The sequence below is a fragment of the Olivibacter domesticus genome, assembly GCF_900109575.1.
Taxonomy (GTDB): Bacteria; Bacteroidota; Bacteroidia; order Sphingobacteriales; family Sphingobacteriaceae; genus Olivibacter; species Olivibacter domesticus.
Window position 1 is genome coordinate 63,053 of sequence record NZ_FOAF01000002.1, and the last position, 24,465, is coordinate 87,517.

Genomic DNA, 24,465 nt, shown 5'->3' on the forward strand with positions numbered 1-24,465 from the left:
TGATATTGAAGCAAGTTGGCTTTTATTCGTTGTTCAAGTACTTAACCAAGTAAAGGTATCTCACTACTTAACCAAAATTCGTAACTTTACAATAATGGTGAATCAAAAGCAATCAAATAGAAGCGTAAGAAGGAAAGTCATTTTTGTCTTTATCTGCTGCTGTATTGCCCTTGGCATGGCTTGGGTAATAAGTAATGATGCTTTTAATCAGGTGCTAACAGCCGTAGATAATATTGCTAAACCGAATGAAAAAATGCGACTGGTAAGCCAGGTTTCGCGCGATATCATGCAATTGGATCAATTACAAAAAGCTGAAGTATTACTGGACCACGACAATAAATTCAATAGTTTCCAAAAAGAATCGAAGCTCGTTTCTAACGCGCTCGATTCACTAAAGAATCTGTATTCGCAAGACACTAACCAAATAAGACGGGTCGACTCTATTAAAATTTTGCTAAAGGAACGTGATAAACTTTTTAAAGCTTATGTACAAGTTCGGGAAAAGTTAGTAGATAGCCGTGAATTCTCAGAACAATTACAAAGCATAGGAAACATTCTACAAAATACCCCGCAAGCTGATAGTACTGTTGTTACCAGCAGAAAAACGGTAGAAACAACCACTATCGAGCCTGGTGAAGCTGCTAATAGAGATTCTACTATTGACGATCGTTCTTTCTTTGGAAAACTTTTTGGTTCGAAGAAGCGTACAACTTTTAAACCTAATATTCTTAATCAGCCAAGGAAAATTGTTAAAGAGGAATTAAATGTATTAATAGATACTATTAGTACCGCTAGGCAAGATAGTGCAATTAAACTAATAGACAGTGTTTTAAAGCAGATCGAAGAAACACAAAGAGCCCAGAGCATTTCTTTTATTGATCGTGAAGTAGAGCTCACGTATGCTGGTAATCTTTTGATAAGCAAAATGTTAAGCATTCTGAACGAGGTTGAAAAAGAAGGCATGCTACAGATGGAGAATGAAAATACACAAGCCAGGTTTGTAATGAACGACAGTGTCAGTAGGATCAACCTTGTCGTAATTGGTTTCTTTGCGATTACTGCTGTTCTGGTTTTACTTATTTTAGCTGATATAAGAAAAAGCAATCGATACCGTATGGAGCTGGAGGTAGCTAAAGAAGAAGCTGAATATCACAGTGCGGCTAAACAGCGGTTTTTATCAAATATGAGCCATGAATTGCGTACACCTTTGCAGTCTATAATTGGTTATGCAGAACAATTACGCGAGGAACACCCAGAGGATAGCAGAAAGGTAAATATTATCTATCAATCATCCGAACATCTATTGCAAATTGTGAATGAAGTGCTCGATTATAATCGGATTAATTCCGGCAAATTTCACTTTAACAATCAAGATTTTTATTTATCACAACTTATTGATGAAGTTTTCGGTGCTATGCAACTGCAAGCTGAAGAAAAGTTTCTAACCTTAGGCTTAATTAAGGAAATTGACGGCACAGGTTATATGTTTGGTGATCCATTTCGGCTAAAGCAAATTCTCTATAACCTTCTAAGTAATGCAATAAAATTCACAGAAAAGGGCTCCGTTACACTGAAGGTCAGCACAGAAGTTAAGGAAACGATTGCTAATCTACGGATTATAGTAAATGATACAGGAAAAGGAATACCTGAGAACGATTTATATCGTATTTTCAATGAGTTTGAACAGGCTGAAAATTCTAATTCAGGCATTCATTTTGGTAGTGGATTAGGGCTTAGCATTGTCAAAACGCTTTGCGAAGCAATGGGTGGATCTATTAATATAAAAAGTGAATTAGATAAAGGCTCTGTCTTTGAAGTATTCTTACCGCTAAAAACTTCTACATTAATCAAATCAGATGAGGAGCAAGAAGATCTTGTACCGATCAAAGATTTTCAGGGCACCATTTGGGTAATTGATGATGATGATTTTATTCTAGAACTTTGCCGCAACATTTTTAATAAATACAACATTAAACACCGTGCTTTTTCCAGCCCTACTGAACTTCTCAATACACCTTGGGACCCAGCCGTCAATATCCTGTTAATGGACATGAGAATGCCTGGGAAAACCGGAACTGAACTTAATCATGAATTGAGACCTAAAATTGGCAACGATGTTAAAATATATGCTTTTACTGCGCAGGCTCTCCCAGAAGAGAGAGAACAAATTTTAGCAGAAGGCTTCGATGGGTTGCTACTTAAACCATTCAAAGAAATTGATCTATTACATCTATTGGGGTTAAGAAAAACATCAGAAGAGGCTTGGGCAATAAAAAACAGAAATGATTTAAAGGATTTTGATTTCTCGAACCTGAGGAAACTTACATTTAACGATAATAATCAGGTACTGAAGATTCTAAATATTTTTGTGAAAGATACCACGAAAGACCTAATCAGTTTAAGAAATGCGCTCCAAGCAAACGAAAGAGATGAGTTGTCTTTGATATGCCATAAACTAGCAGGAAGAACTTCTCAGATAGGTGGACAGAAAATTGCAATGAAATTGAGAAAATTAGAAATAGACATTCGTAATAACGAATTTGATATTTTAGAAATTCAAGCTGTAATAGACCAACTTTATCGATTATTAGATTATCTTCAGGAGGAACTGCACTCTTCTTCTTCAAATATTAATCTTGCCATTTAAGAAATACCATATTTCTCTAACTTGTTATAAAGCGTTTTACGGTCAATGTTTAATACCTGAGCTGCCTTACTTTTATTGTATTTTACTTGTTGCAACACATCCATTATTAACTGGCGCTCATGGGCCTCACTTTGAGATTTCAAATCGACCGCAACATTTTCGCCAACATTCGCAGGAAGGGTGTCATGATTATGCTGATTGATCGACAAGACCATTTCATCAGGTAAAGCCGCGATCTCAGCTGTATCTCCAGGAGTTAAAAGGACCATTCTTTTAATTACATTCTTTAATTCTCGAAGGTTTCCTGGCCAATCATAAGATTTAAATATGTCCAAAACTTCTTTAGACAAATGAATTACGTTTCTATTTAACTCACTATTTGCTTTATCTACAAAGAAATTAATAAACGTATCCATATCATTCCCCCTATCCCTTAATGCGGGTACAATAATCTCAAATTCATTTATCCTGTGGTAAAGGTCCTCTCTAAAATTAACAGAAGATGAATTCCCCAATAAATCATCATTCGTCGCGGCAATTACACGTACATCTACTTTTATTTGTTTATTAGCACCAATTGGTTGTATCACGCGTTCTTGTAACGCTCTCAAAAGTTTCACCTGAACATCATAAGATAAATTACCAATTTCATCTAAAAACAGCGTCCCTCCATTTGCCTCTTCAAATTGTCCTTTTTTATCCGTTAATGCTCCTGTAAAGGAGCCTTTAATATGACCAAATAATTCGCTAGCTGCCAGTTCCTTCGATAAGGTACCGCAGTCAATCGAAACGAATGGTTTATTTGCTCTGTTGCTTTTTAAATGTATTGATCGCGCGACATATTCTTTTCCTGTTCCACTTTCCCCTCTAACCAGCACTGACATATCGGTTGGAGCTACTAGATTAATATACTCATGTAATTTTTTAGATTGGGCGCTTATCCCTTTCACAAAATCAACATTCTCCGGAGATTCAACCTTTTTGCGCTCAATAACAGGTATCTCATCTTTCTTATTACTTAAGGCATCTTTCAGAATCATCAATAACTCATCGGGATTTACAGGTTTAGTAATATAATCGAAGACACCCTGCCTCATGGCTTTTACTGCGGTTCTTACATCATTAAAGCTTGTCATAATGATAACCGGTATATTCAATCCTTTATCCCGCATTTCTTCCAATACATCCAAACCAGTACCATCCCCTAAACGGTAGTCGAGCAACGTTAAATCAATAGATGCATCCAATGACTTAATGCTGCTTTTAACGTTATATTTCACCTCTACGTCATGCCCGTTTTTTTTAAGGAACCCTTCTAAAATAGCGGAAAAGGTAGTATCGTCTTCTACAAGCAGGATTTTTGCCATAAATATTTTTCTTTATCCTCCAACGGATATTAATTTTCTTTATTATATTTTAAACTACAAACCTAACCATTTTTTATTTAGCACTGCGTACATAAGACACATTATTTACCTATTAAATTACTTAAGCATATTATCAATAATAGCCGTTCCGAATTCGCTCGTCTTCAGTAAAGTAGCACCTCGCATTTGATTATAAAAATCAATGGTAACCTTATTCTCTGCTATTGTTTTTTGCAGCGCATTTTTTATGATCGATGAAACCTCGTTCCAGCCGATATAATCAAACATCATAACACCGCTTAATATAACCGAGGAAGGATTCATGGTATCTGTATTGGCAAATCGTGGCGCCGTTCCATGGGTTGCCTCAAACACAGCACGACCGGTACGGTAATTTATATTTGCACCCGGAGCAATACCTATCCCCCCAACAATGGCTGCTAATGCATCAGAGATATAATCGCCATTTAAATTCAATGTCGCAATTACCGCATAATCTTTTGGGTTCAACAAGATCTGCTGTAAAAAATTATCGGCAATTACATCCTTTATAATCACTTTCCCTGCAGCTATGGCCTCTTTCATGGATGCGTTAGCTTTTTCTTCTCCATGCTGTTTCTTTATATCCTCCCATTGGTCCCATGTATAAACTTTATCGGCATATTCGGTAACCGCAAGTTCATATCCCCACTGTTTAAATGCTCCTTCTGTGTACTTCATGATATTACCTTTGTGTACTAAACTAACAGAAGGTTGTTTATGCCTAATAGCATATTCTATAGCTGCTCTAATAAGACGAACGGAACCGTCTTTTGAAACGGGTTTTATCCCTAATGCTGTATGTTCCTTAAATGGATAATCTACATTAAATTTTTGAGACAGTATTGCTTTTAAATCATTCACCTCTTTACTATCGGCCTCAAACTCAATTCCTGCATAAATATCTTCTGTGTTCTCTCTGAATATAACCATGTCTACATCTTCCGGATGTTTTACCGGTGAGGGAACTCCTTGAATCCAAGATAAAGGTCGTTGACACACAAATAGATCCAAGGTTTGTCTGATTGTTACATTCAAAGAACGAATCCCGCCACCAACGGGAGTTGTTAAAGGGCCTTTTATCGAAACTACATAGTCAGACATTGCATCTATAGTTTCCTGTGGAAGCCACTCCCCTTTTGTATCAAAAGCTTTTTGTCCAGCAAGTATCTCTTTCCATTCGACCTGTCTTTGCCCATTATATGCCTTTTTAATAGCTTCATTAAAAACACGAACAGCGGCATTCCATATATCTGGACCAATTCCATCACCAATAATAAATGGAATAATAGGGTTGGCGGGTACCCTTAATTTTCCATCGCTGTTAACTACTATTTTTTCTGTCATATCAATTAAATCTATTGATCATTAAATTTACCCTTATTTTTAATTTTCAGTATACTTCCAAGACCCCTACCCATTTTCTGTAAATGAGAGTATCCTCTGTTTACAGACATAGCACTTACTTCATCATAATTATCAAATGTGCTAGTAGGCCTTCTACTCGGGTAAATTAATATTCTATTATTATTTTCATATTTCCGCCCGAGTTTCTTAGGGATTCCATCAAATTCTCGGTTATATGACACTTCGCCAATTCTAGCTGAGACGAAAATCAATAAGTCAGTATCTTTAACGTAGTGTTTTATGGTAGCCAGATCATCCCATTCTTTGTGCAATACAAACTTTATGTTACAACTTATTTTATTTCTTTTAAAATAAGCAAGAATTGCACTTTCAGATCTTATGTTTGCTATACACGAAATAGGCAGTGTGAGTTCCAACGCAAAACGTGCGATCTTATTTAGCCAATAAGAAAATCCTTTTTCATCTTCGGCCATTGGCGGACAAACGAGGGTAATCCGATCATTACTTACAAATGGTTTACCAAAATGACACATAAAAATATTTATATCCGTTCTGTTAAGGATACTTTCTGTTTTCTCTCCAACCATTTTTTCTATAATACCTACTTGACTGGGCCATCCTAATAAAATGCTATCTGCCATGATTTCCCTCGAGGCTCTACTAATACCTCCTGCTATATTATAGTCTATTGTTGCCATCATATTAACTTCAACCTCACTTCCCGAAGCATATTTTGCCGTAGAATCTAGATTCTTCTTTGCCTTTTTGAGATTTTCCTCCGCTAGTTCATTGTTTGGTACAACAGATAATATTGTAACTGGGTGAGGCGACTTTTTGTTTTTAATCATTGTTGCAAAATCCAATAGGATTTCCATATTGTTAAGATTTGCTATCGGAACTAGAATGTGCTCATCTCCTAATACATCTTTTTCTTCCGTAACAGCATCCTGATCGCCAGCAAGCACCACCTTTTTAGATGCTGCTTCCGTTGCTATTGAAGCCACAATACAAGTTACCAATATTAAAACAATCGTGCCGTTCAGTACATTCTCGTCAATAATATCATTCGCGTATCCTACCATTATTATCGCTAATGTAGCAGCGGCATGCGCACTACTTAAACCAAAAATCACCTGCCGCTGAGCAGCACTATATTTGAATGATATTTGGGTAAACCAAGCGGCAATCCATTTTCCGCAAACTGCGACTAATGTCAATGTTCCAGCAACAATTAACGCTTCTGGCCCTTTGTATAGCACTTTAATATCGACTATCATACCCACACTTATTAAGAAAAATGGAATAAAAATAGCATTGCCTATAAATTCAATTCTATTCATAAGTGCGGAAGAATGAGGAATAAATTTATTTAAAGCAAGCCCTGCCACAAACGCCCCAATTATTGGTTCTAGGCCCGAAACTTCTGCTATAAAGGCAGCAAAAAATACAATAAAAAGAACAAAAATATAATGAGATGTTTTTTCGCTTTCTACTCTTTGAAAGAACCACTTAGCGATCTTTGGAATAATACCGAACATAATTCCTAAAAACACAGCAAAAGAGATTGTTAGCCTGATCCAAAACTGTTGATCTAATTCTCCCTGTGAAGAACCAACGATTACGGCCAAAATTATCAGAACGGCGGTATCAGTAAGAATAGTACCCCCTATGGTAATGGCAACTGCTTGGTTTTTTGAAATTCCGTAGCTATTTACCACAGGGTATGCTACCAAGGTATGTGTAGCAAACATGCTCGAAACAAGAATGCTTGATCCTACGTCAAAGCCTAAAACATAATAACAAACAGGGTATCCAATTATGATAGGAATAATGAAAGTAAAAAAACCGAAGACAAGACTTTTATGTCTTGTTTTTCTAAATTCATTCATATCCAGTTCTAAACCAGCTATAAACATAATGTATAATAACCCAATAGTAGAAAACAAGTCAACAGCCGAACTTCTTTCCAATATATTAAGACCATGGGGGCCAATTATTACGCCAGAGAGTATTAAGCCAATGATACCTGGAATTTTAATTTTCCTTAGTAATATAGGTGCTAATAAAATAATCAGTAGAATTAAAGAAAAGATAAGGACAGAGTTTCGCAGCGGAATTTCAAAAGCATGGGCTATATGTTCAAAAAAATTCTTATTCATATTATTAATAGACTGTTACTAGCTACACAGATTAACGGTTTGCCTCTAAATATAGTTTTTTTAAATGGATTTTAAATTCGGTCACTACTATAATTTATTAAAATGCCTCACTTCAACGCGATATTTACAAACGGGAAACAGTATGCTCTTTACAATTATCGCTTCTCATAGAAATTTTAAAAAGACTAAGTAGCAAAATAAATAATGGTTTGAATATTTAGCTATTTTAATTTAGCTTTGGAGATGCTTGAATTATTATCAGAGATCCTTGCATTTTAAAGATTGAAAATTGTTGAAATCATCTGGAAATTAACATGCCTTATAAAGAACGGGAAATAAATAAGCTTTACTACACAATGGGTGAAGTGACACAAATGTTTGGCGTTAATGCCTCTCAAATTAGATTCTATGAACGGGAGTTTGATATCATACAACCTAAAAAAAACAAGAAAGGCAATAGATTATTTACTCCTGAAGACATAGAAAATTTTAAGATTATCTTTAATCTTGTTAAAAACAAAGGCTACACTTTACAAGGGGCACGGGATTATCTTAAGACAAACAAAACGCAAGCCAAAGAAAATCAACGCGTAATCGATTCATTAGAAAAGCTCAAACAATTTTTAGTGGAAGTTAAAGAGCGTTTATAGCGCTAATATGGTCGTTATTCCGCTCACTATCTGTCCGTTTTAAAAAAGACATTAATTTTTTCACCATTACTTCCGATCCTAAGAAGATTGCCGAACGCTGATGTAGACGATTGGGAACAATGTCTAGTATACGGTTCATTCCATCAGTAGCTAAACCACCTGCTTGTTCTAAAATGAATGCCATGGGATTACATTCATAAACCAGTCGTAACTTCCCATTGGGATAAGCAGAAGAAACTGGGTAAAGAAAAATCCCACCTTTTATTAAATTTCTATGAATATCAGCAACCATAGATCCTATATACCTAGACGTGTAAGGTCTACCAGTTTTACCATCTTCCTCTTGGCAATATTTTATATAATCTTTTACTCCTTGAGGAAAATGCACATAATTCCCTTCATTAATAGAGTAAATACTACCATTTTTTGGTATGGTCATATTAGGATGTGATAGGCAAAACTCTCCAATAGATGGATCCAAAGTAAATCCATTTACTCCCTTACCTGTAGAATACACCAACATTGTTGAAGACCCATAAATAACATAACCAGCAGCAACTTGCTCACTTCCCTTCTGTAAAACATCGCTTATTAAGGGCTTGCCTTCTAAGCTTTGTCTGCGATAAATGGAAAAGATCGTTCCGATAGCAACATTAACATCAATGTTTGAAGAGCCATCCAACGGATCTATAGCAACAATATATTTCGCGTTTTTTGAAATTTCCGATTCTATATAAACACATTCATCATGTTCTTCAGAGGCAACTACACAACACTCACCTCCACTACGTAACGCTGCGATGAATTGCTCATTGGCATACACGTCCAATTTTTTTTGTCCTTCTCCCTGCACATTCACCGTTCCCGCATCACCCAAAATATTAACTAAGCCGGCCTTGTTAACTTCTCTATTTACAATCTTTGCAGCAATACCAATATCTCTCAATAATCTACTTAGCTCTCCTTTAGCATATGGGAAATCAGTTTGTTTTTCTATAATAAATTGGCCTAGGGTTTTTACTGCGATCATAATGGTGTTTCTTAATTTACGAACAAAGGTAAAGTTCCAAATCAACAAATACAACAAACACAACAAACTTAGTGTACAAACTGTAGATATATCAGTATAAACGATACACATATTTTCTCAAATAACAAACTATTAAACAGCACATTAATATATAAAAACAAATATACTAAAAGCCTTTAGTGTAAATCATCTATCGGTAAGCTCTATCACTTCTAGGTTTTTTATCTCTGTTTTATCAATACCAAAGCGCATAAGCGTTCTCACCTTATGCCACCCTTGTTTTCCCGCAGCACCTGGGTTTAAGTGCAAACAATTAATTTTTTTATCATAGATTACCTTAAGAATATGTGAATGCCCTGTAATGAATAATTTAGGTGGATTACTATAAATTTGCTCACGTACTCTTGGAGCATATCTATTTGGGTAACCACCAATATGAGTCATCCATACATCAACGTCCTCGCATTTAAATTTCAAATCTTCCGGGTAGCTACTTCTGATATCCTTCCCATCAATATTACCATACACACCTCGAAGAGGTTTAAAAGAAGCTAGCTGGTCGGCCACTTCTATTGTTCCAAAATCACCGGCATGCCAAATTTCATCACAATCTTTAAAATGTCTTAATACAGCATTGTCCAAAAAGCTATGCGTATCTGAAAGCAATCCTATTCTCGTCATTAAAAATTACATCTTAGTCAACTCTTTATAAAGCCTTGCTGTTGGCAATCCCATTACATTGGTATAGGAACCTTCGATATGATCTACTGCGACTGCTCCAATCCATTCCTGAATTCCATAAGCGCCTGCCTTATCATATGGTTTATAAGTATTTAGGTAATATTCTATTTGCTCATTATGGAGATCGTTGAAATAAACAGCCGTTACCTCATAAAAAGAACGAGTTTTTTCTATTGTTTTCAGGGCGACTCCCGTAATCACTTCATGACGTTTGCCCGATAACATCTTCAGCATATCAAATGCTTCCTCGTAATCTTTGGGCTTACCTAAGATCTTATCGTCTATACAAACAATAGTATCTGCAGTAATTACTATCATATTATCTGATGTTATTTCAAATGCCTCTGCTTTTTTCGTAGCTATATATAAAGCGACTGCGGCGCCTCTCATTGCTTCAGGATAAGACTCTTCGACCTCTTTTACCTCCGTTAAGAATTGTATTCCTAAAGACGCCAACAGTTCTTTCCGTCTAGGTGATTTAGAAGCTAAAATAATATTTTTTAGATTTAAATTTTCCATAATACATTATTCGGTATGTCTCTATGTTCCATACTCATATACTTTTTACGGCCACATCATCATCCCATTTGTTTTGCAGTTTTAACACCTTTTCAATTACATCTCTCACCGCCCCCTTTCCACCGTCTTTTGAACTGATGTAATGTGATACTGCCTTAATTTCTTCTACCGCATCATTGGGACATGCTGCTATTCCTACTTCACGCATAATTGTTAAATCTGGTATATCATCTCCCATGTATAGAACATCACCTGCCTGAAATTGTTGCTCATTTAGCCATTTATTGAAGCAGGTGATCTTATCCTGGATCCCCATGAATGTGTCAATTATACCTAGACCTTCCAAACGTAAACGAACCCCTTCAGATCTACCGCCTGTAATCACAGCTATCGAAAACCCTTTCTTAACAGCAAGTTGCAAGGCATACCCATCGCGAATATTAAAGCTTCTCAGCTGTTCACCTTGTTCCGTCACCAATACTTCCCCATTTGTTAATACGCCATCTACGTCAAGTATAAATGCCTTAACTCGTTTTAATTTATCAAATAACATGATATGTATTCCTTAGACGCACAGTCCCTAGTATATAATTGTTTACTTTTATTTACGCTATTTAAAATGATTTTTTAAAATCCCCTCGCTTAACAAGCTATAGATGTTTTGCCAGTCTGGATGCTCTCTTAATAAATCTATATGTTTATCCATTATAATTTTATCATTTCTTACAGCAGGGCCTGTCTGCACTTCATTTGGATTATGTAACTGTATTTTATTTGCTGTTTCAACAATCAATGGCCTTAGCAAGTTGAAGTCAACACTCTTCTCTTTCAAAAAATTATAAGCCACCGCATACAAATAATTACTAAAATTGCAAGCGATAACCGCTCCTAAATGCAAACATCTACGCTGCTCCGAATTGTATTCATATATTAAAGGAGAAAGTTTAAATGCCAGATTCATGACTTCCGCTTTGGTTTGCTGATCTGAAAATTCAAGGATTAGCGGCACCTTACTAAAATCTAGCTCTACTTCCTTAGAGATCGTTTGTAAAGGATAAACTACCCCACAAGAAGATGAAAAAGGTTTAAGAACTTCTATATCTGTACTTCCTGAAGTGTGAAGTAAAATTTTATTTCTTAACCGGAGTGTAGAAGCTACCTCGTGTATCGCTTCATCCTTCACTGCTATTATATAAACGTCCGCCTCTGTGGTTACGTAAAAAAGATTATCAATAGGTTCAGCCCCAATCCCATCTGCTAATTGTTTTGCATGATCATAATTGCGACTATATACCTGCTTAATATGATACTCGGCCTTTTTTAATGCATAAGCCAAATGTGTAGCAACATTTCCGCTTCCTAATATTATTATATCCATACCCTATAAAAAACGGGGGTTATAGTAGCTCCATAGCCCCCGTCGGGTAAAATTAACAATAAAAGTGTATAAATGTTTATGCTATCTTCCCTTTAAGCTCTTTATTTCTTCTAAAAATGGACAATAAGAACCCAACGGTCATAATAATCGTTCCGCACCAGAAAAAATTTATATATGGAAATTCAATTGCCTTCATTACTACCCATTTCTTTTCAGGCAGGGCCTTTTGATAAATCATCAACTCAACCCCTTTGTCGGGAACTATTTTGGTAAATCTCAAACGAAGCCCCTGTTCATTAATATCTTTTGCAAAATCAAAGCTATTCCCGTTTTTTATCAGGTACTTTGGATCCGCTTCAAAAACTTCCCCTGAGGCAGCATGAACCTCTAACTGTAGAGCAAAAAGAAGGTCGCCATTCGCTAATGGCATATTTTGAAGTGTCGCATTTCTATTAACACCTTTCACTACGATATACCCACTTTTATATCTTAAGGTATCACCAATATTAACCATTTGTGTAGATGGTTCTTCAAACCCTTCGTTCGCGTCATGTCCTTCATGACCATGATCATGTTGTTCCGTAGGTTCATCCAATTTTGGAGCAGAAGTAACAATAGTATAAATATCCTTCGTTATATAGTGACGCGTACTGGGTGTTCCTATAAGTCCCATTTTTGGATTTTGCTGTGCATTTGGTGTTAATTGAAAACGTTCAACTATTTTACCTGTTTCTTTGTCCTTTCTTTCGTAATTTATTTTATAATATACATTTGGGTTAGCTACACTATCACCTACATAGGTAATTGTATAACCATCCATTTCTATCGGTTCATTTATATATAAAAATAAATTTTCACCAGGCTTTTCTGCGTCCTCAAAGCCTGCTATAGGTATAGACCCACTGGCATTTAAGGATACAACCTTATTTGTAGCTGCAGCAACCAAAGCCCCTATTAGTAAAAGCGCAAACCCTATGTGTGCAACAGAGGAGCCTGCTAATTTCCATTTCCCTTTGAAAGCATCCCCTAAAACTCTCGCATTTGCCACCAGTGAAAATATAGCGGCGAGGGACAACAGAATATATATAAAATTAGTATAGACCTTCGTTATATACACTAAGATGGCAGTAAGAAGGACAGAAACTATAAAAGAAATTAACAAATTAGCATAAAACACCTTTGGTGTAGTTTTCTTATACTTTAAAAACTGACCAATTGCCGATAAAGTAAGCACTAATATCGCGAATGCCGCTTGCCACTTATTGTAATGAGCAATCGCATCAACAGGGGGAGCAACTTTGGTTTTAAATATAGCATTGAATACAGGAATAGAAGTTGTTGCAATAATCTGTACACACGCTATAACTAAAATGAGCGCGCCAATAAATAGCCAAAATTCTCTTGAATAAGTATCTTCATCTTTTTTAGTTATCGGGAGTTCTTTCCACCGTGTTACCAAAAAATAGACCATTAATATTAAAAACACTACATTAAATGCTACTAATTGCCAATACATACCTAAATCAGTAAAGGAATGCACTGAAGTTTCCCCCAAAACACCACTACGTGTTAAAAATGAGGCGTATATCACTAAAACAAAACTTATTAGTACTAGAAAAGTTGCTGTAAAGTACGAATGTCCTGAGTTTTTAAATGCAATAATAACATGCACTGCAGCAATCAATGTGAACCAAGGAATGATAGATGCATTTTCAACTGGATCCCAGGCCCAGAATCCGCCAAAATTTAATGCCTCATACGCCCAAAAAGACCCCATTATAATACCTGCGCCAAGTACCATAACGGCAAATAAGGACCATGGTAAAGCAGGCTTAAGCCATTCTTTATATTTTCTTTCCCATAAACCTGCTATCCCGTAGGCGAAAGGAACAATCATAGAAGCAAAACCTAAAAACAATGTTGGAGGATGTATCACCATCCAGTAATTCTGTAATAAAGGGTTTAAACCGTTCCCATCAGCTATCATGCTGAGATAATTCGGATTGGAAAAGATAGGCGCTTCTAACGCTTGTCGTAAAAGTATGAACGGTGAGCTTCCAACGCGTTCTCCAAACACCTCTATCCCCAATAACATGGACGCTAAACAAGCCTGACAGAGCATAATAATGGTCATGACAGGATTTTCCCAGCTTTTACTACGAAAAAGCACTATCAATGCCAATAAAGATTGCCAAAACATCCATAACCAAAAGCTTCCCTCCTGTCCTTCCCAAAAACTAGAGATGATATAATATACTGGTAGTGTGCGCGAAGAATGCGACCATGCGTAATGATATTCAAAAAGGTGGCTATAAATGATATAAAAAAGGCTGCTTCCTATACCAATTACAGAAGCTATGTTTATAAAAAAGCTAATTCTAGCTATTTTATGCCAGGATGTATCCTCCTTATGCCGTGTAGCAAAAAAATAGCTTATACAGGATAATAATGCTGTTCCAAAAGATAAAATGATAAGGAACTGACCAAACTGACCTGGAAAAAGGCTTTCGCCTTGAAATTTAATATCCATTTATAAAATAAGATTGGGGCTAACTTAAGGAATTCTTCTAAACGCTTGATGCAGCAGATTCCGTCACTTCTACTTGATCCTTATTATATTTAGATGGGCATTTCATGAGTATCTTAGATGCATGAAATTCTTCACCTACCATTTTCCCAGTAAGTACTATTTGTTCAGACCGTTCAAAATCTTGTGGTTTAGAACCATTAAAAACCACTTTGCACTCTGTACCATCATTATCTACCATATAGAAGGCAAAATAATTAGCGTTATCGGTTGGTTTATAAAAAAGTTCTTTACCTTTATTTAATTCTCCAACAACATGAATCTCTTCTTCCGTTTTTTGCGCATCATTAAATGAAGCGTATGTACTGGAATCGGTATAAATACTGATTATCATAGCAATGGCTACCGCGATGATCACAATACCTAAAATAGCACCTTTTTTCATTAGAACAGCTTAATTTTTAATAATAATGAAATTTCCGAATAGATTTCTCATCAATAATATTTTTTGCAAAAGTACAAAATACTAAACAGATAGCTTGTAATATTGCAAGCACCGCACGTTATTAAGAAACATTCTAATTAATATTCATCCTGTTTCTTTCTGCTAATTTTCAATAAAGATTTTTGTCTTTTACTATCTAGTCGCTTTTCTACGGAGGCTTTGCTTCGCTTACTTTCTTTGCGCTGCTGGGGCAGCTTCAATGCATGGTTTATAAGCGTAATCAGTTTCTTCTTTGCTATTTCTTTGTTTTTTAACTGAGAGCGATCTTGCTGACAGATTACCTGTAATTTTCCTTCGCTTTGGATACGTTGATTCAGCTTTACTTTAATACGGAGTTTTTGTTCATCAGTAAAAAGTGAACAAGCATTTAAATCAAACAGAAGTTCCACTTTAGTAGAAACTTTGTTTACGTGTTGCCCCCCTTTACCACCACTTCTGGAGGTTTTATAAGAAATAAACGGTTCCAGACTTTTACTTTCAAATATCATATACCTTTATAATGTGCTAAACTGCAAACTTAGTAAAGCATACTAATTAGTTTGTATTAAATTTGCTATGAGTTATTGTGTAGTAATAATTTTATCATATAATAGTAAGAACATAACACGTACATTATAGGAATCTATCCCTATGATGTCCCTATGATGTCCCTATAAAGTCCCTATTATGTCCCTGTTTTGTCCCTATAATAAAAGAAGCCAGTTATTAGAAATAGTATATTTCATCCGAATATAAATAGCACACTTATCTATCCGTCAGTCAATTAATAAAATCGGTTAAGAAATATAAATTTTCATCCACATGCTAAAGGCAATACTCTTTTGTGCTTAACTGATTAGGTCAGTTTCCTCTACGTTGTCTATGCTTACAGTAATATCCGACCTTCTTTGTTTCTTATGCCGCATGCCCATCAAACTCCAGATTCGGCTGCAATTGCTTTAACTGTTTTTTATAGTATGCGACCAGCTTGTCTTTCCTGAAGTTATCCAGGTGTTCCGGGCCCAGTTCCTTGAAATGTACGTTGTCCTTGATAATGAAGTAAGCGGCGACCAGGATCTTGTGTCCTATTGCAATGATGGCTTTCTTTTTGCCCCTACGTCCTACCAGTGACCTGTATTTTGCGCCGAAATATGTCCCCTTGCTCCGTGATCCGGCCCACCCGAGTTCGGTAAGTAAGGAGCGTAAGTACTTATTGCCATGCGTAATCCGGCCGCTTTTGTTCTTTCCGGCGCTTTCGTTGGTTCCCGGACAGATTCCCGCCCACGAGGCAAGGTGATGGCTCGAGGGGAATTGTCCCATGTCAAGGCCGATTTCGGCGATGATGCCCACCGCTCCGTTCCGGTCGACACCGGGCATTTCCGACAATCTGTCTATTTCCAGGTTATACGGGGCGCATAGCTCATCGATACGGACAGTGACTTCAGCAATGGTGGTCTCCAGTCGATGCATGTTGGACAGGATCGTCCGCAGCATGAACCGGTGGTGGCCAGTTACATGACCCCTTAGCGATTCCAGTATGTCCGACCGGCTCGCTTTTACACGGCCATGGACAAACTGCAGCAGGTCTTCCGGATGGTAGCCGCCCTCATCCAGGATGGCAGAGATCATTTTCATGCCCGTTACCCCGAAAATGTCCGTCAGCACCACAGAGAGCTTGATATTGGCGTCCTCCAGGATTTTCTGGAACCGGTTCCTGTCCGAAGTGATCTGACCGATCAGCTTCTTCCTGTATCGGGTCAGGTCCCGCAGCTCACGTATCGACCGGGGCGGGATGAAACTCCCCTTCAGCAATCCGCATAGAAGCAGTTTAGCCAGCCAACGGCTGTCACGCTTGTCTGTTTTGTGGCCGGGGATGTTCTTCACGTGCCGTGCATTGACCAGCAGGATCTCGAAGTCATCCCCAAGCACATTGAAAATCGGCTTCCAGTAGACCCCCGTACTCTCCATGGCGATGTGCGTGATCCCGTGTTTTTTCAGCCACGCCCGCAGTTTCTCCAGCGAACCGGTAAACGTGCTGTAACTTTTTGTCATCGTTTTTATACCTTTGCCCTGTATGGTCGCCACAACGTTCTCCTTGTGGACGTCAAGCCCGCATCCGCGTTCAACGACCTGCTCAAATTCTATCGATCCTTTATCCATAGCCGCTTTTGTTTTGTTTTTTGTCCAATACAAAATTAGGCGGCTATGGATAATATTCATGCCCTTTTGTCTGAACGCCGTAAAAAGCAAAAAAAATCTGCTGATGGAAGTTTCCTCTATTAAAAATAGCTCTTCAATGGTATCGGAGAGATCGATAACGGCTTTAGCCCTCATGAACGCCTTATGGAGGTATACAGGTGTGAATAAATCTGTTTTATATGCAAACCAATTATATCGCACATACCTCCGTCATTGAATGACGGAAGCTTGAACACCAAAAATAGACACTTGTGAAAAAAAGCAAATTTATCTAAGTTTGATTATAGCTTAATTTCAGATTTTCTCCACCCATTCTGTACATTTTACTACTTTTGTGCACCCATGACGAAAAGAAACATTATCATAGCCATTGATGGATACTCATCTTGCGGCAAAAGTACGGTTGCCAAAGCGTTAGCAAACAAACTCCATTACGTTTATGTAGATAGCGGAGCTATGTACAGAACAGTTACCCTTTATTTTTTACGAAATAATATCAATTTAGAGGACGACAGTAAGATATCGAAGGCGCTTGAGGACATTCATATTGACTTTCATAAAGAACACGGTATAACAAAAGTTCTTTTAAATGAGGAAGATGTATCCGAAGAAATACGGCAAATGCCGGTGTCTGAAAATGTAAGTGCTGTAAGTGCTATTAAGGCTGTTAGGAAGGCGATGGTAAAGCAGCAACAAAAAATGGGTGCGCGTAAAAATGTAGTAATGGATGGACGCGATATAGGGACCGCAGTTTTTCCAGATGCACAAGTAAAAATTTTTATGACTGCCGACCCAAAGGTCAGAGCCGAACGTCGGTATTTAGAACTGAAGAATAAAGGTGAAAATATTACTTTGGAGGAAGTCTTCGAAAATATAGCACATCGTGATTACCAGGATACAACTAGAAAGGAAAGTCCTCTTATAAGAGCTGAAGATGCTATCATATTAGATAATACTAATATGACAGAAGAAGAGCAACTGGCTTTTGTATCCGATAAAGTAAGCGTTATAGCAGAAAAACAAGAAAAATAAACGAATAGTTAAACATCTTTTTAACTTTATACCATATTGTAAATCACCAATTTTTCTCAACAAAACTGTCATTTTTTGCTTTATTTAAAAATAATTTTTGCACCTTTGCAGTCCTGATGAATTTCGGGAAAAGGAGATAAATTAATTAATGGCAAAAAAACAAGAAGCAGAAAAAGAGTTAAAAGCTAAACAAGCTGAAATTCAAGACACTGACCTAAAATCAGTTAAGGAAAAAGAGAACATCGAATCAGAAGCTGATTCAAAGTTCATTGATGAAATCAAATCAAACACTTGGATTACCCCTGAAGGTGACTTCGACTGGGATCAAGATGAAAAAGGTTTCGGTAACTACAGCTCAGAAGAGCGTGCTAAATTAGAGGAGCAATACGCTGGCACTTTCAACTCCGTTAACAAAGGAGAAATTGTTGAAGGAACGGTAGTTTCTATCAACAACAAAGATGTGGTACTTAACATCGGTTTTAAATCAGATGGCTTGGTATCTCTTTCTGAATTCCGCGATTTACCTGAATTAAAGGTAGGTGACAAGGTAGATGTTTTCGTTGAATCACGTGAAGATGAAAACGGACAATTAGTTTTATCACGCAAACGTGCCAAAACTCAAAAATCTTGGGAAGCTATCAACGAGGCGTTAGAAAATGACACCATTATCAATGGTTTCGTAAAAAGCCGTACAAAAGGTGGTCTTATTGTAGACATCAAAGGTGTTGAAGCATTCCTACCTGGTTCTCAAATAGATATCAAACCTATACGTGATTATGATGTATATGTTGGAAAAACAATGGAATTCAAGGTTGTTAAAATCAATCATGAATTTAAAAATGTTGTTGTTTCACATAAAGTACTGATTGAAGACGATTTAGAAAACCAAAAATCTGAAATTGTTGCCAAACTAGAGAAAGGACAAGTTCTTGAAGGTACTGTTAAAAATATCACTGATTTCGGTGTGTTCATTGATCTTGGTGGTGTTGACGGTTTACTACATATTACTGATATTTCTTGGGGACGTATAGAACATCCAAAAGAAGTATTAGCATTAGATGAAAAAATCAATGTAGTAGTACTTGATTTTGATGATGAGAAAAAACGTATTGCATTAGGCTTAAAACAACTTACTCCGCATCCATGGGAATCTTTAGATACTAACTTAGCTGTTGGTTCAAAAGTAAAAGGTAAGATTGTTACTGTGGCAGATTATGGTGCTTTCTTAGAAATAACACCTGGTGTAGAAGGTTTGATTCACGTTTCTGAGATGTCTTGGTCTCAAAATTTACGTAGCCCACAAGAATTCTTAAAAGTTGGCGACGAGATCGAAGCTGAGGTATTAACGTTAGATCGTGACGAGCGTAAAATGAGCCTGGGTATCAAACAATTGACGCCAGACCCTTGGAAGAATATTGCAGAACGTTATCCAATTGGAAGCAAACACAAAGCGATTGTTAAAAACATGACTAACTTTGGAGTGTTTGTAGAAATTGAAGAGGGTGTAGATGGCTTGATCCACATATCTGATCTTTCATGGTCTAAAAAAGTTAATCATCCAAATGAATTCACTAAAGTAGGTGAAGAATTAGATGTGGTTGTTTTAGAACTTGACGAAGAGAATCGTAAATTAAGCTTAGGCCACAAGCAATTAGAAGAAAATCCATGGGATACTTTTGAAACAATCTTCACGGTAGATTCAGTTCACGAAGGTACTGTGCTAAAAGTAACCGATAAGGGAGATATTGTGGCGTTACCATACGGTGTTGAAGGGTTCTGCCCAAGCAAACATAGCATCAAAGAAGATGGTAAAGCGTTAGTTGCTGAAGAAGCTGCAGAATTTAAAATTATTGAATTTAACAAAGAGGCTAAACGCATCGTTATTTCTCATTCTCGTATTTGGGAAGACGAAAGAGCTGAAGCACGTATTGAAGAATTCAATAACCGTAAGAAAGAAGCAAAAGCTGCTTCTAATGCAGTTAAAAAAGTAAAAGATTCAGTAGAGAAATCTACTTTAGGTGATTTAGATGTGTTGGCTCAATTAAAAGAGCAAATGGAAGGTGAAGAAGGTTCTAAAAAATCAAAATAAATTTCTTTTTTAATAAAATAGAGAGCCGCTTTGGGAAACCGAAGCGGCTTTTTCATGCTAGTATAATATAAGTGTATTAAGGACAGTATTGTCTTTTTTACTATCTTTAGATGACTAAAACAACATCGCAAAAACACAATTTATATGCGCAAACATCTTATTACTATTTTATCTCTTTTTATCTTTCCCTTTTTACTCATCGCTTTTAGCTATCCAAAAACACCAATTTATAAAGACCCTTCTTATAGTATCGATAGAAGAGTTCAAGATCTACTTCAACGAATGACTGCTGAAGAAAAGGTTGGGCAACTTTCTACTTTGCTGGGATGGGAAATGTACAACAAGACAAATAACGACATACAAATCAGCCAGAAATTTAAGGAAGCTGTAAAAACACAGCATATAGGAATGCTATGGGCAACCCTAAGAGCTGATCCTTGGACAAAAAAAACGTTAGAAACGGGACTTATGCCTATTGAAGCAGCCAAGGCGACCAATGCACTACAAAAATTCATGGTAGACAGTACGCGGTTAGGTATCCCTCTCCTGCTCTCTGAAGAATGTCCCCACGGGCATATGGCCATAGGAACTACTGTATTTCCCACAGCTATTGGTCAAGCAAGCACCTGGAATCCTATTTTAATCCAACAAATGGCGCAAACAATTGCCAAAGAAGCACGTGCTACAGGAAGTCATGTGGGATATGGACCAATATTAGACCTTTCTAGAGACCCTCGTTGGTCGAGACTGGAGGAAACTTATGGAGAAGATCAGGTATTAAATGGAAAAATGGGGGTGGCAATGGTAAAGGGATTTCAGGGAAATGATTTAACAAGTGGTTATAACATTATTTCTACCCTTAAACATTTTACTGCTTATGGTATCCCAGAAGGTGGACATAATGGCGGAAGCGTTACCATCGGGCGGCGTGAACTTGAGCAGGCCTATCTTTTACCCTTTCACCAAGCAGTGAAAGCCGGTGCCTTATCAGTCATGACAGCTTATAATTCAATTGATGGAGTTCCCTGCTCGGCTAATCCCTGGCTTTTAAAAAACGTTTTACGAGATAATTGGGGCTTTAAAGGTTTCGTAGTTTCTGATTTAGGAAGTATATCAGGACTTGTTGGAAGTCATCATGTGGCAGCTACTCCCGCAGAAGCAGCTGCACAAGCAATAAACGCTGGTTTAGATGCCGATCTAAGTGGGTATGGCTATGGACCGGCTTTACTACAAGCTCTTCAAGAAGGACTTGTAACGGAAAAGGTTCTAGATGTAGCCGTTAGCAAAGTGCTCTATCAGAAATTTGCACTGGGTTTATTCGAAAATCCTTATGTCAAGGTATCCAAAGTAAAATCGTCTGTACGTACAGATGAACATATTACTTTAGCTAGAAACGTGGCACGTGAATCCATTATTTTATTAAAGAATAGCAATCAAACATTACCTTTACGAAAGAACCTTAATAGCATTGCTGTAATTGGACCAAATGCCAACAATATTTATAACCAGCTGGGGGATTATACGGCACCTCAGTCTGAAGAGAATATAGTGACGGTTTTAGAAGGTATAACCAATAAAGTTGGTACTTCAACGAAAGTGAACTATATTAAAGGCTGTGATATACGAGACACTACCAACACCAATATAGAGGAGGCTGTAGAAGCGGCGCGAAAAGCTGACGTAGCAGTAGTGGTGCTTGGAGGCTCTAGCGCTCGTGATTTTAAAACTTCTTATCAAGAAACAGGTGCAGCGCAGGTGACAGCAGCACAAGATGCTTTAAGTGATATGGAAAGTGGTGAAGGCTTTGATCGTTCCACTTTAGATCTATTAGGCAAACAATTAGCACTCTTAAAAGCTATACAAAAAACGGGCACTCCAGTTGTATTGGTAACTATCAAGGGAAGACCCCTTAATCTGAATTGGGCCCAGCATAATGTAGCAGCCATCATTGATGCCTGGTATCCTGGTCAGGAGGGTGGAAATGCGATTGCAGATGTTTTATTTGGCGACTATAACCCCGCAGGAAGATTAACCGTTTCTGTCCCGAAATCTGTAGGACAGCTACCCATGTACTATAATTATAAAAACCCTGCAAAGCACGATTATGTAGAGATTGATTCAAAACCCTTGTATAACTTTGGTTATGGTTTAAGTTATACAACATTTGCCTATACTGATCTCCAATTAAAAACGATCGAAAAAGATAATGATTTTGAAACTCAAGTTGTTTTTAGATTGAAGAACGTTGGAAAATATGATGGCGATGAAGTAGCACAACTCTATGTTCGGGATGAAGTATCTAGTGTAGTAAGCCCCATCACGCAATTAAAGGACTTTCAGCGAATCCATCTAAAGGCTGGAGAAGAAAAGGAAATCAGTTTTCTACTTACGGCTGATGATTTAAAGCTCTTGAATCCGCAAATGAAGTGGGTAACCGAAAAAGGTGCTTTTAAGATAATGGTAGGATCATCATCTGATAATATCAAATTAACTACCGATCTTGCCACTACCCAAGATTATTATTTATAAAGAAAGCCTAAAAAAGCAAAAAGGAGGTTCATAATGAGCCCCCTTTTTGCTTTTTTTGTGGAAGGATGATACAATCTTTTAAATATTCTCAGTCCTTAAATTAAAATTCCACTTCTTTACTGCACATCCCAGAATAATTTGGTGTTAACATTATCCTGCGCTTTTACTGCTTCATAGTTAGCTGCGTTGTATACAGGTTCCGATGGTGGCAGATTAAATTTAACAGGGACTGTTTTTTGAAGATCCGAATTCTGAACAACAAAACTAAATTGTGGATAGTCTAATCTTCTATTCTCCGACCAAGCTTGTACCGTTTGGATGACATTGAAATGTAACCATTTTTGTGTTGCAATAAGCTGAATTTTATTGCTAGCTCCATCCCAATTAAGATTAGATAAGTAGGTGTTAACCTGTGCTTCAGTAGGCGTAACGGCAGCAGGAACAGTATTATCATTACTTCTACTTCTAATATCACGATACAGATCCACGGATTCTTTTACACTGTTCTCAAAAGAAGTTTTCGCCGATCCACCGTTTCCATTTTTCTGATAGTATTCCGCCAACAATAGATTAGTTTCTGTTGCAGAAAATAAAACACCCGGAAAGTACTGATTTCTGGATATAGTTGATCGGTTAAATATAGAAATGGTACCGCCTCTTGCCAAATCAGATTGTGTGGCGCTAGCCAATGATTGATCTAAACCTTTGAACTGTCCGTCAGCTTCAGCACCGGTTTCAAAAATGAAAGGTAAACGGGGGTCTGCATTTGCCACCATATGATCGATCATCACTTTACTGGCTAAATTAGCGTTCCACCCACTTGCTTCAAATGCATCTCTGATCCCTTTGGTTTGTATACTATTATCATCAAGGTTAAAGATATCGATTTGCGCATTCTCCTCATTCGTCATAATCAGCGGATAGGTAGCTTGATTATTAATGATCTCAGCCAACTCTTGTGTCGCTCTTGCAGCAAATGTAGAACTTTCAGACACCCGCATCAACATTCTTAATCGTAAAGAGTTACAATATTTCTTCCATAATTCTACATTGCCATTATTAATAACATCTTGCGTAGTAAATCTGTCTTGAATAGCTTGACTTAAAGATATTGCATTAAGCTCCGCACTTATCGCTTTCAAGTCATCAAGCATAACGGTATAGATGTCTTCAGCCTTATCATAAGTTGGATACGAAGACTGGTAATCACTCTGGTTCGTGCTGAGCATTCCAGCTTTACTCCAAGGAATATCGCCATGCAGATCAACAGTTTGTTGCGTTTGATCGTAGAATAAGACCTTCGCTGCTAAGAAGAATATTCTCTTTTCTTCTTTTTCAGCATCTATGGATTTATTATAGACTGTTTCCAATTCTCTATATTGTGCAAGCCCTTCGTAATATCGCGACCATCGATCTTCAATGGCGGCACCACCGGGCAATAAATGATTCTGTTCATTGACCCAACCCGCTATATGCAGATATCGAAAGATAGTGGGCCTAAGGGTTACAAATAAATTTCTATATTCTGGCACGATTAACTGGCGATAACTGTAGATCATTCCAGTGAATTGTCTTTCAACCGTTACCTCCGTTACTTTTGATGGATCTCTATAAACTTCATCAAATGAACTCTTCTTACAGGAGGTTGTATATATTAAGGAGGCGGCGCACAGCCCCATTGCTAAAAAATATCTTTTCATAACTATT

General features: G+C 37.3%; 18 protein-coding genes. 5 read left to right on the forward strand and 13 right to left on the reverse strand.

Annotated features, from left to right (window positions below; genetic code table 11):
* The first annotated feature begins 94 nt into the window (after nt 1–94).
* Entirely contained in the window at nt 95–2,647 is a 2,553-nt protein-coding gene (locus BMY50_RS10960; protein WP_093323966.1) for a hybrid sensor histidine kinase/response regulator, read from the forward strand.
* Here the strand turns inward: BMY50_RS10960 and BMY50_RS10965 are convergent.
* From BMY50_RS10965 to BMY50_RS10975, 3 genes are all read right to left on the reverse strand, one after another.
* Entirely contained in the window at nt 2,644–4,014 is a 1,371-nt protein-coding gene (locus tag BMY50_RS10965) for a sigma-54-dependent transcriptional regulator (protein ID WP_093323968.1), read from the reverse strand. The two genes, BMY50_RS10960 and BMY50_RS10965, sit on opposite strands and share 4 nt — an antisense overlap.
* Nucleotides 4,015–4,131: 117 nt before the next feature.
* The gene (icd, locus tag BMY50_RS10970) at nt 4,132–5,400 is read right to left on the reverse strand and encodes an NADP-dependent isocitrate dehydrogenase (RefSeq protein WP_093323971.1); all 1,269 of its coding nucleotides are present in this window, start codon (nt 5,398–5,400) and stop codon (nt 4,132–4,134) included.
* An 11-nt stretch (nt 5,401–5,411) separates the two neighbouring features.
* Nucleotides 5,412–7,580 (reverse strand): cation:proton antiporter, encoded by a 2,169-nt coding sequence (locus BMY50_RS10975; RefSeq protein WP_093323974.1) that lies wholly within the window; start codon nt 7,578–7,580, stop codon nt 5,412–5,414.
* Between the two features lie 314 nt (nt 7,581–7,894).
* Between BMY50_RS10975 and BMY50_RS10980 the strand changes: the two genes are divergently transcribed.
* Nucleotides 7,895–8,230: a MerR family transcriptional regulator gene (locus BMY50_RS10980; protein ID WP_093323977.1), complete on the forward strand. Its 336-nt coding sequence runs from the start codon at nt 7,895–7,897 to the stop codon at nt 8,228–8,230.
* Here BMY50_RS10980 and fbp read toward each other — a convergent pair.
* The 9 genes from fbp to BMY50_RS11025 all read right to left on the reverse strand — a co-directional run bounded on the left by fbp (nt 8,214) and on the right by BMY50_RS11025 (nt 17,243).
* Nucleotides 8,214–9,260 carry a class 1 fructose-bisphosphatase gene (gene fbp / locus BMY50_RS10985; RefSeq protein WP_093323980.1) on the reverse strand — a complete coding sequence of 349 codons (1,047 nt, stop codon included), beginning with the start codon at nt 9,258–9,260 and terminating at the stop codon, nt 8,214–8,216. The genes BMY50_RS10980 and fbp overlap by 17 nt on opposite strands.
* 186 nt (nt 9,261–9,446) lie before the next feature.
* The gene (locus BMY50_RS10990; protein WP_093323984.1) at nt 9,447–9,941 is read right to left on the reverse strand and encodes a metallophosphoesterase family protein; all 495 of its coding nucleotides are present in this window, start codon (nt 9,939–9,941) and stop codon (nt 9,447–9,449) included.
* Between the two features lie 6 nt (nt 9,942–9,947).
* Nucleotides 9,948–10,520 carry a Maf family nucleotide pyrophosphatase gene (locus BMY50_RS10995; protein WP_093323987.1) on the reverse strand — a complete coding sequence of 191 codons (573 nt, stop codon included), beginning with the start codon at nt 10,518–10,520 and terminating at the stop codon, nt 9,948–9,950.
* A gap of 34 nt (nt 10,521–10,554) precedes the next feature.
* Nucleotides 10,555–11,073 (reverse strand): KdsC family phosphatase, encoded by a 519-nt coding sequence (locus BMY50_RS11000; protein WP_093323991.1) that lies wholly within the window; start codon nt 11,071–11,073, stop codon nt 10,555–10,557.
* 57 nt (nt 11,074–11,130) lie between these two features.
* Entirely contained in the window at nt 11,131–11,898 is a 768-nt protein-coding gene (locus BMY50_RS11005) for a Rossmann-like and DUF2520 domain-containing protein (protein ID WP_093323994.1), read from the reverse strand.
* Nucleotides 11,899–11,974: 76 nt separating this feature from the next.
* Nucleotides 11,975–14,428, reverse strand: a complete 2,454-nt coding sequence (locus BMY50_RS11010) for a heme lyase CcmF/NrfE family subunit (protein WP_093323998.1) — start codon at nt 14,426–14,428, stop codon at nt 11,975–11,977.
* A 37-nt stretch (nt 14,429–14,465) separates the two neighbouring features.
* Complete coding sequence (locus BMY50_RS11015) at nt 14,466–14,870, reverse strand: cytochrome c maturation protein CcmE domain-containing protein (RefSeq protein ID WP_093324001.1); 405 nt, start codon at nt 14,868–14,870, stop codon at nt 14,466–14,468.
* A 137-nt stretch (nt 14,871–15,007) separates the two neighbouring features.
* Nucleotides 15,008–15,418, reverse strand: a complete 411-nt coding sequence (gene arfB / locus BMY50_RS11020; RefSeq protein WP_093324004.1) for an alternative ribosome rescue aminoacyl-tRNA hydrolase ArfB — start codon at nt 15,416–15,418, stop codon at nt 15,008–15,010.
* A 406-nt stretch (nt 15,419–15,824) separates the two neighbouring features.
* Nucleotides 15,825–17,243, reverse strand: a complete 1,419-nt coding sequence (locus tag BMY50_RS11025) for an IS110 family RNA-guided transposase (protein ID WP_202907817.1) — start codon at nt 17,241–17,243, stop codon at nt 15,825–15,827.
* 207 nt (nt 17,244–17,450) lie between these two features.
* Here BMY50_RS11025 and cmk point away from each other — a divergent pair, with 207 nt between their 5' ends.
* The 3 genes from cmk to BMY50_RS11040 all read left to right on the forward strand — a co-directional run bounded on the left by cmk (nt 17,451) and on the right by BMY50_RS11040 (nt 22,758).
* Entirely contained in the window at nt 17,451–18,140 is a 690-nt protein-coding gene (gene cmk, locus BMY50_RS11030) for a (d)CMP kinase (RefSeq protein ID WP_093324007.1), read from the forward strand.
* 148 nt (nt 18,141–18,288) lie between these two features.
* Nucleotides 18,289–20,229, forward strand: a complete 1,941-nt coding sequence (gene rpsA, locus BMY50_RS11035) for a 30S ribosomal protein S1 (protein WP_093324011.1) — start codon at nt 18,289–18,291, stop codon at nt 20,227–20,229.
* A 144-nt stretch (nt 20,230–20,373) separates the two neighbouring features.
* On the forward strand, nt 20,374–22,758 hold the full coding sequence (locus BMY50_RS11040; protein WP_093324014.1) for a glycoside hydrolase family 3 N-terminal domain-containing protein: 2,385 nt from the start codon (nt 20,374–20,376) through the stop codon (nt 22,756–22,758).
* Nucleotides 22,759–22,874: 116 nt separating this feature from the next.
* Here BMY50_RS11040 and BMY50_RS11045 read toward each other — a convergent pair whose 3' ends face one another.
* Nucleotides 22,875–24,458, reverse strand: a complete 1,584-nt coding sequence (locus BMY50_RS11045) for a SusD/RagB family nutrient-binding outer membrane lipoprotein (RefSeq protein WP_093324018.1) — start codon at nt 24,456–24,458, stop codon at nt 22,875–22,877.
* Nucleotides 24,459–24,465: the final 7 nt, after the last annotated feature.

Coding starts and splice junctions, on each gene's coding strand:
- rpsA (WP_093324011.1), top strand. CDS start 18,289: ATGGCAAAAAAACAAGAAGCAGAAAAAGAGTTAAAAGCTAAACAAGCT.
- BMY50_RS11040 (WP_093324014.1), top strand. CDS start 20,374: ATGCGCAAACATCTTATTACTATTTTATCTCTTTTTATCTTTCCCTTT.
- icd (WP_093323971.1), bottom strand. CDS start 5,400: ATGACAGAAAAAATAGTAGTTAACAGCGATGGAAAATTAAGGGTACCC.
- BMY50_RS11005 (WP_093323994.1), bottom strand. CDS start 11,898: ATGGATATAATAATATTAGGAAGCGGAAATGTTGCTACACATTTGGCT.
- BMY50_RS10965 (WP_093323968.1), bottom strand. CDS start 4,014: ATGGCAAAAATCCTGCTTGTAGAAGACGATACTACCTTTTCCGCTATT.
- BMY50_RS10990 (WP_093323984.1), bottom strand. CDS start 9,941: ATGACGAGAATAGGATTGCTTTCAGATACGCATAGCTTTTTGGACAAT.
- arfB (WP_093324004.1), bottom strand. CDS start 15,418: ATGATATTTGAAAGTAAAAGTCTGGAACCGTTTATTTCTTATAAAACC.
- BMY50_RS11015 (WP_093324001.1), bottom strand. CDS start 14,870: ATGAAAAAAGGTGCTATTTTAGGTATTGTGATCATCGCGGTAGCCATT.
- BMY50_RS11010 (WP_093323998.1), bottom strand. CDS start 14,428: ATGGATATTAAATTTCAAGGCGAAAGCCTTTTTCCAGGTCAGTTTGGT.
- BMY50_RS10960 (WP_093323966.1), top strand. CDS start 95: ATGGTGAATCAAAAGCAATCAAATAGAAGCGTAAGAAGGAAAGTCATT.
- BMY50_RS10975 (WP_093323974.1), bottom strand. CDS start 7,580: ATGAATAAGAATTTTTTTGAACATATAGCCCATGCTTTTGAAATTCCG.
- cmk (WP_093324007.1), top strand. CDS start 17,451: ATGACGAAAAGAAACATTATCATAGCCATTGATGGATACTCATCTTGC.
- fbp (WP_093323980.1), bottom strand. CDS start 9,260: ATGATCGCAGTAAAAACCCTAGGCCAATTTATTATAGAAAAACAAACT.
- BMY50_RS10995 (WP_093323987.1), bottom strand. CDS start 10,520: ATGGAAAATTTAAATCTAAAAAATATTATTTTAGCTTCTAAATCACCT.
- BMY50_RS10980 (WP_093323977.1), top strand. CDS start 7,895: ATGCCTTATAAAGAACGGGAAATAAATAAGCTTTACTACACAATGGGT.
- BMY50_RS11000 (WP_093323991.1), bottom strand. CDS start 11,073: ATGTTATTTGATAAATTAAAACGAGTTAAGGCATTTATACTTGACGTA.
- BMY50_RS11025 (WP_202907817.1), bottom strand. CDS start 17,243: ATGAGGGCTAAAGCCGTTATCGATCTCTCCGATACCATTGAAGAGCTA.
- BMY50_RS11045 (WP_093324018.1), bottom strand. CDS start 24,458: ATGAAAAGATATTTTTTAGCAATGGGGCTGTGCGCCGCCTCCTTAATA.